Source organism: Pseudonocardia acidicola (assembly GCF_012911935.1).
In the GTDB taxonomy this organism is placed as follows: domain Bacteria; phylum Actinomycetota; class Actinomycetes; order Mycobacteriales; family Pseudonocardiaceae; genus Pseudonocardia; species Pseudonocardia acidicola.
Window position 1 is genome coordinate 1 of sequence record NZ_JAAXLA010000034.1, and the last position, 11,661, is coordinate 11,661.

Below are 11,661 nucleotides of genomic sequence, written 5' to 3' on the forward strand. Positions count from 1 at the left end.
CACCCGCCCGTGCCGCCGCGCGCACCCGACCCGGGGCCCGCCGCCGGCCCGCCCGCGACGACGGGACACCGGCACGATCACCACCCGCTCCCCGGGCAGCCGACGACCCCCGGCCCGCCGGCGCCGTCGCGGAGGACCCCGCCGCCGGCCACGATCCCGGCGAGCACACCCGGGGGAACGAGCAGCCCGGCCGCGACCGCGCCGGCCGCACCGGCCGCGCCGACCTCACCGACGTCGCCGACCTCACCGACGTCGCCGACCTCACCGACGTCGCCGACGGCACCGGCATCGCGGCCCGCGTCGCCGACCGGCGCTCCGGCGCCGAGCAGCGCTCCGGCGCCCCGCTAGCCCGGATTTCTGGTTGGCTCCCGGCGACGGGTCGATCTGAGCTGGAGGGTCACCATGGCGGAGCAGACCGATGAGTACGCGGTGGTCGTGGGCGCGACCGGGACCCTCGGCGGGGCCATCGCGCGTCGCCTGACCAAGCGCGGCCTGCGGGTGGTGGCGGTCGGACGTGACCGGGAGAAGCTGGCGCGCCTGGCCGGCGAGTCCGAGCTCGTCGTGCCGTGCCGGGCCGACATCGCCACGGACGAGGCCATCGACACGATCAACGGCGCGATCGGCGGCCCGGTGCGGATGGCCGTCATGTGCGCCGGCTTGCCGGTGCGCGGATCCGCGTTGACGATCGAGACCGGCGGGCTCGCGACCGCGGCCAACATCAAGGTCGACGGTCTGGTCCGGCTACTGCGCGCCGTCGAGCACGGCCTGGGGCAGGACTCCCGCCTCGTCGTGATCACCGGGTTCCTGGCGGCGGAGCCCACCGCCCACGAGGCCGCACCGGGTGCGATCAACGCCGCGGTGCACAACCTGGTCCGGCAGATCGCCGAGCTGCTCGGCCCCCGCGGCACCACCGTGCACGCCGTGTCGCCCGGGCCGGTCGACACCGAACGGATCCGCACCATCGGTCGCCGGATCGCCGAGGAGCGCGGCATCACGCTGGAGGAGGCCATGGACGAGTACCGCAAGGGCTCCTCGCTCGGCGAGCTCGTGACGGTCGACCAGGTCGCATGGGCGGCGACGATCCTGCTCGACGCCGAGGCCCGGGCGCTGCACGGGTCCACGTTGGCTGTGTCCGGTGGACGGTTGAAGGGAATCTTCTGACCATCTCGCCCTCCGCGCGCAGCTGCCGTGACCCGGACGTACCACTCCCCGACGCCAGGGCTTCGTCGTAGTCTCACGGAATGCAGGCGAGCCGGGTGGGGGACGGGTGACCGGTACCGCCGACCACCTCGCATTCGCGCATCCCGCCCTGTTCTACCGGGACACCGCGGAGCTCCTGGCCGGCACGGTGCCGTTCGTGCTGAGCGGGCTCGCCGCGGGGGAGCCCGTCGCAGTGGCCGTCCCGGGCGGGAATCTGGATCTCCTGCGGGCGGAGCTGGGCGGGGACGCCTCCCGGGTCCAGCTGTTCGACATGACCGAGGTCGGGCGCAATCCGGGGCGGATCATCGCCGAGGTCCTGCTGGCCGTGGTGCACCGCCATCCGGGACAGCGGGTGCGGATCATCGGCGAGCCGATCTGGCCGGGCCGCAGCGAGCTGGAGTATCCCGCGTGCCTGCTGCACGAGGCGTTGATCAACCTGGCGTTCCGCGACCGGGCGGCCACCGTGCTGTGTCCCTACGACGCAGCGGGGCTGGACGCCCGGATCCTCGCGGACGCCGCCGCGACCCACCCGGTGCTCATCGAGAACGGCGGCCGGCGGCCGAGTGCGGACTTCGCCCCCGAGGGCGTCCTGGCCCGGTGCAACCGGCCGTTGCCCGAACCGGCGGGTGCCGCCGAACTGGGGGTCGACGCCGGGAACCTGCGGCAGGCCCGGCACCTGGTGGCCGAACGCGGCCGGCGGGCAGGCCTGTCCGACGACCAGGTCGACGCCCTCGTCCTCGCGGCCGGCGAGCTCCTGGCCAACAGCCTGCGGCACGGCGGCGGGACGGGCGTGCTGCGGATCTGGCCGGAACCCGGGCACCTGGTATGCGAGGTGCGCGACGCCGGGCGGATCACCGACCCGCTCGCGGGGCGCCGTCCCGCCGATGCCCACCAGCAGGGCGGCCGCGGCCTGCTGATGGTCCACCACCTCGCCGACCTGGTCCGTGGGCACATCGGGCCGGACGGCACCACCACCCGCGTCTATCTGCGGCGCTGACCGGCCGGGGGCGCCTCCGGCTCGGCGGGCGGCAACCCACGGGACCGCGACGACCGCAGGGCCACCGCGCACCCGCCGACGACGGCGATCAGCGCGAGCCAGGGCACCGCCGTCGGCCCGCAGCCGCGCGCGAGGTCCAGGGCCCAGCCGGTGCCGAGGTTGCCGAGCATGATCCCGATCCCGCACACCGTGTTGCGGAGGCCGTAGTGAGTGGCGACGAGCCGGTCACCGGAGAGCGTGCCGGCCGGGTGCTACAACCTTCGTATGAGGTGACTTCTGCGGGGAGGCGCCATGGACCTCATGACCGTGCCGGTCGACACACCCGAGGACGTCAATGTCATCCTGGGGCAGGCCCACTTCATCAAGACCGTGGAGGACATCCACGAGGCCCTCGTCGGCTCGAGCCCGCACCTGCGCTTCGGTGTCGCGTTCTGTGAGGCGTCGGGTGCCTGCCTGATCCGCCGCTCCGGCAACGACGACGGGCTCGTCGATCTGGCGACGCGGACGGCCGAGGCCGTTGCGGCCGGGCATTCCTTCGTCGTCTTCCTGCGCGAGGGGTTCCCGATCAACGTGCTCAACGCGCTCAAGCAGGTCAGCGAGGTGTGCACGATCTTCTGCGCCACGGCGAACCCGGTGCAGGTCGTGGTGGCCGACACCGAAGCCGGCCGCGGGGTGCTCGGCGTCATCGACGGCGCCCGGCCGGTCGGGGTCGAGACCCCCGAGGACGAGGCCGCGCGCCGGTCACTCCTGCGCGGGGTCGGCTACAAGCTCTGACGCGCGGCGGGCTGGCGCGCCGCGTCCGGCGGGTCGACGAGGCCGTAGTGCCCGTCGTAGCGGCGGTAGAGCAGGCTGGCCCGCCCGTGGTCGGCGTCGAGGAAGAACAGGAACGGCAGGTCGAGCAGGCGCAGCCGTTCCACGGCCTCGCCGAGGTCGAGCAGCGGTGCGGGCCGGCTGCTGATCGTCAGCGGCACCGTGTACGGGCCGATCCGGTCCGGCGCGACGTCGACCTGGGCCAGCCGCACGCCGGTGGGGCCGGCACGGTAGACGACGCTGTCGAGCCCGCTCGCGTCCTCGACGAACAGGTGGAACTCGTGGTCGAGGTCGTTCATGTCGGCGACGGCCTGGTCGATCGAGCACCGGGCGGGCCCGATCGTCTTGTGCCGGACGATCTCGCGTTCCTCGGGCGGGCGGGGGAAGTACGGTTTCCGCTGCGTCGGCGGTGCGTCGTGCTGCCACTCGTGCGGCCTGCGGTGGTAGACCCGGCGCCGGCGCGCCTCCCAGTCCAGGGCCACCCGCTCCAGCCGGTGCTCGAGGCGGCCGACGAGCCGGTCCACGGCCTCGCGTGGGCTGCCGGCGGCGGATTGGACCCGCATGAACCGTCCGTTCAGGTCGACGTTGACCTGGGCGGTGACCGGCTGCTGCCGCGCCGGGTCGCCGTGCCGGACCACCCGGACGCGCACGTGCAGCGCCGGTTGCCCGCTGTGCGCGAGCGCGGCGCCGATGCGCTCGCGCACGTGGTCGGCCAGGTCCGGGGCGACCTCGGCGGGCAGTTCCACGACGATCTCGGCCGGGGCGATTCCCGCTTCTGTTCCGCGCATCGCTGCTCGTTCCTCCTGCGCCGTGAAACGGCGTCGGGGGCTCAGGCTTCCGGCTGCGGCTCGGTGTGGACAGGGACCTGCGACCGGTGTGCGGGAGGCGGGAGGTCCCTGATGTGCCCGTCCTGGGGGACTTCGTCCCTCCTGTCGGTCCTTTCTGCCCTGGCCCGCGGCCGGCCGCCGGGGCGAGGATCGCTCGTATCCGGGTATCGGGGGGTTCAGCGATGCCTCAGGCCGATCAGCAGCAGCTCGTCCGGCTGGACGACCGGCTGTCCGCGGCGATCCGGCTGGCGCACGCCGCGATGCGCAGCGCGACGGCGGCGCTGCTCGGTCCGGCCGCTGTCATCGAGGGCGCCCGCGCCACGGACGACGCCCTGCACAGGCTGGCCGCCGAGCTCGACGCGCACGCCGCGGCGCTGCGGGCCGGCACCGACCCGCCGGAGGCGGACGACCTGCGGGCGGTCGTCGCCGGGGTCCCGATCAGCACCGACGTGGAGTCCATGGGGGAGCTGGCCCGGCTGGTCGGTGACATCGCCCGATCCCGCTGGGACCGTCCGCCGGCCCCCGCCCGGCTGCACGCCGCCGTCGCCGCGACGGCCCGGTCGTGCCTGGACACGATCGCCGCCACGGCCGACGCCATGGAGTCCGTGAACCCGGCCGCGGTGGCCGAAGCGGTCCGGATCGGGACGCAGACGGGCCGCTTGCGCGAAGCGCTGGACCGGCGTCTGCTGTCCGGGGGCATCGACGTGCGCACCGCCATCGACCTCACACTGGTCGGCCGCTGCTACGAGCGCGGGGCCGGTCGTGCGGTCGCGGTGGCCCGGCACGTCGCCTTCCTCGCCGAGCTGCGCTGACCCGGCTCCGGCGAGGACACCGAGGACAGGGAGGCGCCGTGCCGGGTCGAGGCTGGCAGTTCTGGGTGGACCGCGGCGGGACGTTCACCGACGTCGTGGCGCGGCGCCCGGACGGTGAGCTGCTCACGCACAAGCTGCTGTCGGACGACCCGGCCCGCTACGCCGACGCGGCGGTGGCCGGGATCCGGGCGCTGCTCGGCCTCGGGCCCGCGGATCCGATCCCGCCCGCCGAGGTCGAGCAGGTCCGGATGGGCACCACGGTGGCCACCAACTCACTGCTGGAGCGCACCGGCGAGCGCACCGCCCTGGTCATCACAACGGGGTTCGCCGATGCGCTGCGGATCGGCTACCAGAACCGGCCGCGGATCTTCGCGCGGCGCATCGTGCTGCCCGATCTGCTGTACGCCCGCGTCATCGAGGTCGACGAACGCATCCGCGCCGACGGCACGGTGCTGCGGGTGCCCGATCTCGACCGGCTGGCCGACGACCTGCAGCGCGCCCACGACGACGGCTTCACCGCGCTCGCGGTGGTCTGCATGCACAGCCACCTGCACCCGGCGCACGAACAGGCGATCGGCAAGCTCGCCGAGCACATCGGGTTCGCCCAGGTCTCGCTGTCCAGCGAGGTCAGCCCGCTGATGAAGCTGGTGCCCCGCGGCGACACCGCCGTCGTCGACGGGTACCTGTCGCCGGGGCTGCGCCGCTACGTCGGGCAGGTGGCCGAGCAGATGCACGGCGTGCGACTGATGTTCATGCAGTCCAACGGTGGGCTCGCCGAGGCCGGGCACTTCCGCGGCAAGGACGCGATCCTGTCCGGGCCGGCCGGCGGCATCGTCGGGATGGCGCGGATGTCGCAGCTGGCCGGGTTCGACGAGGTCATCGGGTTCGACATGGGCGGCACGTCCACCGACGTGTCGCACTTCGCCGGCGAGTACGAGCGGGTGTTCCAGACCCAGATCGCGGGTGTCCGGCTGCGCGCACCGATGCTCGACATCCACACCGTCGCCGCGGGCGGCGGGTCGATCCTGCACTTCGACGGCAGCCGGTACCGGGTCGGCCCCGACTCGGCCGGCGCCACCCCCGGCCCGGCCTGCTACCGCGGCGGTGGGCCGCTGACCGTCACCGACGCCAACGTGATGCTCGGCCGCATCCAGCCGGCGCACTTCCCGCACGTCTTCGGCCCGGACGGCGACCAGCCGCTGGACGCCGGCGTCGTGCGGCGGCGGTTCGCCGGGCTGGCCGCGCAGATCCGCACCGCGACCGGCGACGACCGCTCGCCCGAGCAGGTCGCCGAGGGATACCTGCAGATCGCGGTGGCGAACATGGCCGCGGAGATCAAGCGGATCTCGGTCGAGAAGGGCCACGACGTCTCCGACTACGTGCTCACCACGTTCGGCGGCGCGGGCGGTCAGCACGCCTGCGCGGTGGCCGACTCGCTGGGCATCCGCACGGTGCTCGTCCCGCCGATGGCCGGTGTGCTGTCCGCGCTGGGCATCGGCCTGGCCGACATCACGGTGATGCGCCAGCAGTCGGTGGAGGCCCGGCTGGAGCCGGGGATCGGCGCACGGCTGCGCGAGGTCGCCCACGACCTGGAGTCGGCGGCCCGCACCGAACTGCGCGACGAGCACGTGCCCGCCGACCGGGTCGAGGTGACCCGGCGCGCGCATCTGCGCTACGACGGCACCGACACCGCGGTGCAGGTGCCGCTGCCCGACCCGCTCGATCTCGGCGCGATGGCCGCCGCGTTCGAGGACAGCTACCGGCAGACCTACTCGTTCCTCATGGACCGGCCGCTGATCGTGGAGGCGATCTCGGTGGAGGCGACCGGCCTGACCGAGCAGCCCGACCTGACCGGTTTCGGTGGGCCGCAGCCGGACGCGCCGCCGGCCCCGGCCGTGACGGTGCGGCTGTGCACCGGTGAGCGCTGGCACGACGCGCTGCTGCTGCACCGGGAACGGATGCCGGCCGGGGCGGCCGTGACCGGACCGGCGATCATCGCGGAGGCCAACGCCACCACCGTGGTGGACCCGGGCTGGCGGGCGACGACGACCCCGGACGGGCACCTGCTCGTGGCGCGGGTCGCGGCCCGCGCCGACGCCGACGTCGGCACCGCGGCCGACCCCGTGCTGCTGGAGATCTTCAACAACCTGTTCATGTCGATCGCCGAGCAGATGGGCGCGGCGCTGGAGTCGACCTCCCAGTCGGTCAACATCCGGGAACGGCTGGACTTCTCCTGCGCGCTGTTCGACCCGGACGGCGACCTGATCGCCAACGCGCCGCACATCCCGGTGCACCTGGGCTCGATGGGCAGCACGATCAAGGAGGTGATCCGCCGCAGCGCCGGGCGGATACGGCCCGGCGACGTCTTCGCGGTCAACGACCCGTACCACGGCGGCACCCACCTGCCCGACATCACCGTGGTCACCCCGGTCTTCGACGCACCGGGTGATCGGATCCTGTTCTTCGTCGCCTCGCGCGGCCACCACGCCGAGATCGGCGGGCTCACCCCGGGTTCGATGCCGGCGACCAGCCACGAGGTGCACGAGGAGGGCGTGCTGCTGGACAACTGGCTGCTCGTGACCGGTGGCCGGTTCCGGGAGGCCGAGACCCGGGCGCTGCTCACCGGCGCGCCGTACCCGTCCCGCGACCCGGAGACCAACCTCGCCGACCTGCGCGCCCAGGTCGCCGCGAACGCCAAGGGCGTCAGCGAGGTCGGCAAGATGATCGACCACTACGGCCTCGACGTGGTGCAGGCCTACATGCGCCACATCCAGGACAACGGCGAGGAGGCGGTCCGTCGGGTCATCGACGCCCTCGACGACGGGGAGTTCCGCTACGAGATGGACTCCGGCGCGGTGATCGCGGTCCGCGTCACCGTCGACCGGGCCACCCGCTCCGCGGTGATCGACTTCGGGGGCACGTCCCCGCAGCTGGACACGAACTTCAACGCGCCATCGTCGGTGGCCACGGCGGCCGTGCTGTACGTGTTCCGCACCCTGGTCGCCGACGAGATCCCGCTCAACGACGGTTGCCTGCGCCCGCTGCGCGTCGTCATCCCGGAAGGGTCGATGCTGGCGCCGGTGTATCCGGCCGCGGTCGTCGCCGGCAACGTCGAGACCTCGCAGGCGATCACCGGCGCGCTGTACGGGGCGCTGGGCGTGCAGGCCGAGGGCTCCGGGACGATGAACAACGTCACCTTCGGCAACGCCCGGCACCAGTACTACGAGACGGTGAGCTCGGGCTCCGGGGCCGGCGACGGGTTCGACGGCGCGTCCGTGGTGCAGACACACATGACGAACTCGCGGCTCACCGACCCCGAGGTCCTCGAGTGGCGGTTCCCGGTGCTGCTCGAGGAGTTCGCCATCCGCCGGGGCAGCGGCGGCCCGGGGCGCTGGCGCGGCGGCGACGGCGCGGTCCGCCGGATCCGGTTCCTGGAGCCGATGACGGTGTCCACGCTGTCCGGCCACCGCCGCCGCCCGCCGTACGGGTTGGCCGGCGGGTCAGCCGGGGCGCTCGGCGCCAACCGGGTGGAGCACGCGGACGGCCGCGTCACGCGGATGGCCGGCTGCGACTCGGTCGACGTCGGCGCCGGCGACGTCTTCGTGATCGAGACGCCCGGCGGCGGCGGATACGGGCACCCCTGACGCAGCTGGCGACCTGTTCAGCCCGTGTTCCCCGGTGCGCACCGGTGCGTACATCCCGGCAGGGAATGCTCCGCTCCGGCGAGAGGAGCTGTTGATGGAGACCTTCCTGTGTTCCCTGGTCGCGGCCGTGGTGGTGGCCGTGGTCGAGGCGATCGTCAAGGACGTCTACACCGCGCTGCGCGGAGGTGCGGGGGCGGCCCCAGCCGCCGCCTGAGTCGCGGTGGCGGCGTCGGCACGGCCCGCGGTCGACCACTTCAGCTCGAGCTCCAGCTCGATCTCGTCGCCGTCGACCTCCACCTCGAACTCGGTCCGGACGTGGTCCGGGACGGTCAGGCGGACCCGGCTCCCGCCCACCTCCATGTCGACGTCGCCGCCCTTGGCGAGCGCCGCGGCCAGCGCGGACAGCCATCGGGCGGCATCCTCGCGGGCCAGCCATCCCTTGCGCGTGAACTCCACATCCGACATACGACCGTCCTCCCGACTCCCGCAGCGCGGTTCGCGCGGCGGGAGTCTGGCGGCACGGCGGGGCCTGCGGAACCACCCGAACCAGGTGAGCCGAGGTGAGCCGGGGCCCTGATCCGGGAAAGATGGTGGTATGGCCGATGACTCTCAGGGCTCTCGGGACGACGTGCGGCGGTTCCGGCGCAACTACCGCGACGAGGTCGACGGGGCCGCGCTGTACCAGGCGATGGCCGACGGGGAGGAGAGCCCCGAGCTGGCCCGGGTCTACCGCAGGCTCGGTGACGTCGAACGGCGGCACGCGGAGTTCTGGGCGCAGCGGATCCGCGCCGCCGGGTCGCCCGCGCCGCCGCCGCGGCCCTCGGTGCGGACGCGGCTGCTGAGTGGGCTGGCCCGCCGATTCGGGGCCGGCCTGCTGGTGCCCACGGTCGCCCGGACCGAGCGGCTCGGCCGGAACATGTACGACGACCAGCCCGAGGCCGCGGCCACGTCGATGCCCAGCGACGAGCGCTCGCACGCCTTCCTGCTCGGCGAGATCCGCGGGGGAGTGCCGGGCTCGTCGCTGGCCCGGCTGGAGGGCCGGCACCGGACCCCGGGCGGCAACGCCGTGCGGGCCGCGGTGCTGGGCGCGAACGACGGGCTGCTGTCCAACCTGAGCCTGGTCACCGGGGTCGCCGGCAGCGGGGTGCTGCCCGGCACCGCGGTCCTGGTGACCGGTCTTGCCGGGTTGCTGGCCGGGGCGTTCTCGATGGCGCTGGGGGAGTGGGTCTCGGTGCAGAGCTCACGGGAGCTCGCCGAGCGGCAGCTCGCGATCGAGGCCGACGAGCTCGCCGCCCTGCCCGAGGAGGAGGCCGAGGAGCTGCGGCTGATCTACCAGGCGCGGGGGCTGCCGGAGGAGGAGGCCTACTCGCTGGCCAAGCGGCTGCTCGACGACCCCGACAACGCCCTCGACGTGATGGCCCGCGAGGAGCTGGGCATCGATCCGGACGAGCGGGGCGGGAACCCGTGGACGGCCGCGCTGACGTCGTTCCTGCTGTTCTCGATCGGGGCGATCATCCCGGTGCTGCCGTTCTTCTGGCTCGACACCCGCACCGGCGTGCTGGTCAGCGCGATCGCCGGTGGTCTGGGACTGTTCGCGCTCGGCGCCGCGGCCTCACTGTTCACCGGCCAGGGCATGTGGAAGTCCGGCCTGCGGCAGATGGTGCTCGGGCTGCTCGCGGCGGCGGTGACCTTCGGGGTCGGGCGGGCGCTGGGGGTCGCGATCGGCTGAGCGGGCTACTTCGGCGCCCGGCCGATGATCCCCCACAGGCTGATCTCGGCCCGGATCGGCACCCCGGCGCGCTCGAACGGCCGAGCCGCCTCCAGGCACGCCGCATGGAAGGCCTCCTCGCCGGCGGTCTGGATGGCCTCGTAGGCCGGCCCGGACGACGAGAGCGCCCGCGCGTAGTGCTCGGCGTCGGCGAACTCCAGGACGAAGGGCACCCGGAACAGCTCCCCGGGCTCCAGACCGGCGTCGGCCAGGAACCGCTCGGCGGCGCCGGGGTGCTTGAGGGCGACCATCTCCGACTGGTGCGCCACCTGTTGCTCGGTCGCCAGCCGGAACGGAGCGAACAGCCGGCCGCCGGGGGTGGCCGCCATGTCGCCCCAGAACGTCAGTGCGACCTGCCCACCCGGGCGCAGCACCCGGCTGACCTCGGCGAGGGCCGCCGGGGTGGTGCCCCAGATGCCGCGGAAGCTCGTCACCAGGTCGAAGGAGTCGTCGTCGAAGCCCGACTCGGCCATGTCCCCGACGCGGATGTCGCACTCGGGGTTGCGCAGCCGCGCCACCTCGACGAGCCGGTGTGAGGCGTCGATCCCGGAGCACACCGCCCCCTGCAACCCGGCCAGCTCGATGGCGAGGCCGGCCCCGCAGGCCATGTCGAGCAGCCGGTCGCCCTCGGTGATCCCGAGGCGACGATGCACGACCAGGTACTCCCGCACCGACGACGGCTCGAGCAGCGCGGCGAACTCCGCGGCCCGCCGTCCCCAGCCCTCGTCGACCATGCGCCAGCTCATCCGGTCCCCTTCCGCGGCAGCGACATCAACAGCGGCGACATCAACAGCGGCGACATCAACAGCGGCGACATCAACAGCAGCGACATCAACAGCGGCTCAGTCTGCCAGTCCGATGACGGCTACGCCGCATTCCTGCCCCGCAACGCCCGTATGCGCTCGACCCGGACCTGGAGATGACCACCGATCCGGAGCAACCTGAGCGGCACCGGCCGGAGTGGGTGGTGAGCGGTGGTGCGTCGATCCGGGGCCTCGGAGTCGGCGGCTGGGCCGGCCACGCGGGGCGGCCCGCCGCTGCGGCCGGCCGGCCGTGAGGTCTACGCCGACTGGGAAGCGGTCTACCAGGACAACGTGGATCGGGTGTACCGGCTGATGTACGCGAGGGTCGGGAACCGGGCCGACGCCGAGGACCTCACCACGGACGTGTTCCTCGCCGCGCTGCGACCACTGCGGGTCTCGGCGAGCGCCCCCGAGGTGCGCGCCTACCTCTTCGCGACCGCCAGGACCGCGCTGGCCGCGCACTGGCAGCGGATCCAGCGACATCCGATCACCACCCTCGACGAGGGGCACCTCGAGCTGATGCCGGCCCCGGCCGAGCCGGGTCCCGCCGCGCGGGCCCGGGTGGAGCGGATCCTCGCCGCGTTGAGCGGTCGGCACCGGCGCATTCTGGAGCTTCGTTTCCTCTGTTCCTGTTCGCTCAAGGAGGCCGCCGCCGAGCTGGGCGTCACGGTCGCGAACGCGAAGGTGCTGCAGCGCCGGGCGTTGCGGCAGGCCTGCGAGGTGGATGCCAGATCGTGAGCGGTCGGGCGTCCAGGGTTGGCCTGTCCGGCGCACCAACGGTTTCCGGGGGTTGCCCTCTT

General features: G+C 73.7%; 11 protein-coding genes and 1 pseudogene. 8 read left to right on the forward strand and 4 right to left on the reverse strand.

Features of this window, described 5'->3' with window-relative positions:
• From HF526_RS18395 to HF526_RS18405, 3 genes and pseudogenes are all read left to right on the forward strand, one after another.
• Positions 1 to 422 (forward strand): annotated as a pseudogene (locus HF526_RS18395) (hypothetical protein); the annotation flags it as partial.
• Positions 403 to 1,161 (forward strand): SDR family NAD(P)-dependent oxidoreductase, encoded by a 759-nt coding sequence (locus HF526_RS18400; RefSeq protein ID WP_169382757.1) that lies wholly within the window; start codon positions 403 to 405, stop codon positions 1,159 to 1,161. The pseudogene HF526_RS18395 and the gene HF526_RS18400, both read left to right, overlap by 20 nt.
• A gap of 106 nt (positions 1,162 to 1,267) precedes the next feature.
• Complete coding sequence (locus tag HF526_RS18405; RefSeq protein ID WP_169382758.1) at positions 1,268 to 2,197, forward strand: anti-sigma factor RsbA family regulatory protein; 930 nt, start codon at positions 1,268 to 1,270, stop codon at positions 2,195 to 2,197.
• On the opposite strand, the gene HF526_RS34650 is transcribed toward HF526_RS18405, so the two are convergent.
• Entirely contained in the window at positions 2,182 to 2,367 is a 186-nt protein-coding gene (locus HF526_RS34650) for a hypothetical protein (protein ID WP_211177443.1), read from the reverse strand. The genes HF526_RS18405 and HF526_RS34650 overlap by 16 nt on opposite strands.
• A gap of 121 nt (positions 2,368 to 2,488) precedes the next feature.
• Between HF526_RS34650 and HF526_RS18415 the strand changes: the two genes are divergently transcribed.
• Positions 2,489 to 2,971, forward strand: a complete 483-nt coding sequence (locus tag HF526_RS18415) for an adenosine-specific kinase (RefSeq protein WP_169382759.1) — start codon at positions 2,489 to 2,491, stop codon at positions 2,969 to 2,971.
• Here HF526_RS18415 and HF526_RS18420 read toward each other — a convergent pair.
• Positions 2,959 to 3,795 (reverse strand): HPF/RaiA family ribosome-associated protein, encoded by an 837-nt coding sequence (locus tag HF526_RS18420; RefSeq protein WP_169382760.1) that lies wholly within the window; start codon positions 3,793 to 3,795, stop codon positions 2,959 to 2,961. The two genes, HF526_RS18415 and HF526_RS18420, sit on opposite strands and share 13 nt — an antisense overlap.
• 221 nt (positions 3,796 to 4,016) lie before the next feature.
• Between HF526_RS18420 and HF526_RS18425 the strand changes: the two genes are divergently transcribed.
• Both HF526_RS18425 and HF526_RS18430 read left to right on the forward strand, forming a co-directional pair.
• Positions 4,017 to 4,646: a phosphate signaling complex PhoU family protein gene (locus tag HF526_RS18425; protein WP_169382761.1), complete on the forward strand. Its 630-nt coding sequence runs from the start codon at positions 4,017 to 4,019 to the stop codon at positions 4,644 to 4,646.
• Positions 4,647 to 4,684: 38 nt separating this feature from the next.
• The gene (locus tag HF526_RS18430) at positions 4,685 to 8,290 is read left to right on the forward strand and encodes a hydantoinase B/oxoprolinase family protein (RefSeq protein WP_169382762.1); all 3,606 of its coding nucleotides are present in this window, start codon (positions 4,685 to 4,687) and stop codon (positions 8,288 to 8,290) included.
• Positions 8,291 to 8,455: 165 nt separating this feature from the next.
• Here the strand turns inward: HF526_RS18430 and HF526_RS18435 are convergent, their stop codons facing one another.
• Positions 8,456 to 8,755: an amphi-Trp domain-containing protein gene (locus HF526_RS18435; RefSeq protein WP_169382763.1), complete on the reverse strand. Its 300-nt coding sequence runs from the start codon at positions 8,753 to 8,755 to the stop codon at positions 8,456 to 8,458.
• Between the two features lie 130 nt (positions 8,756 to 8,885).
• On the opposite strand from HF526_RS18435, the gene HF526_RS18440 reads away from it, so the two are divergent.
• The gene (locus tag HF526_RS18440) at positions 8,886 to 10,019 is read left to right on the forward strand and encodes a VIT1/CCC1 transporter family protein (RefSeq protein WP_169382764.1); all 1,134 of its coding nucleotides are present in this window, start codon (positions 8,886 to 8,888) and stop codon (positions 10,017 to 10,019) included.
• 5 nt (positions 10,020 to 10,024) lie between these two features.
• Here the strand turns inward: HF526_RS18440 and HF526_RS18445 are convergent, their stop codons facing one another.
• Positions 10,025 to 10,804: a class I SAM-dependent methyltransferase gene (locus tag HF526_RS18445; protein WP_169382765.1), complete on the reverse strand. Its 780-nt coding sequence runs from the start codon at positions 10,802 to 10,804 to the stop codon at positions 10,025 to 10,027.
• A 228-nt stretch (positions 10,805 to 11,032) separates the two neighbouring features.
• Between HF526_RS18445 and HF526_RS18450 the strand changes: the two genes are divergently transcribed.
• Complete coding sequence (locus HF526_RS18450) at positions 11,033 to 11,599, forward strand: RNA polymerase sigma factor (RefSeq protein WP_338051564.1); 567 nt, start codon at positions 11,033 to 11,035, stop codon at positions 11,597 to 11,599.
• Positions 11,600 to 11,661: the final 62 nt, after the last annotated feature.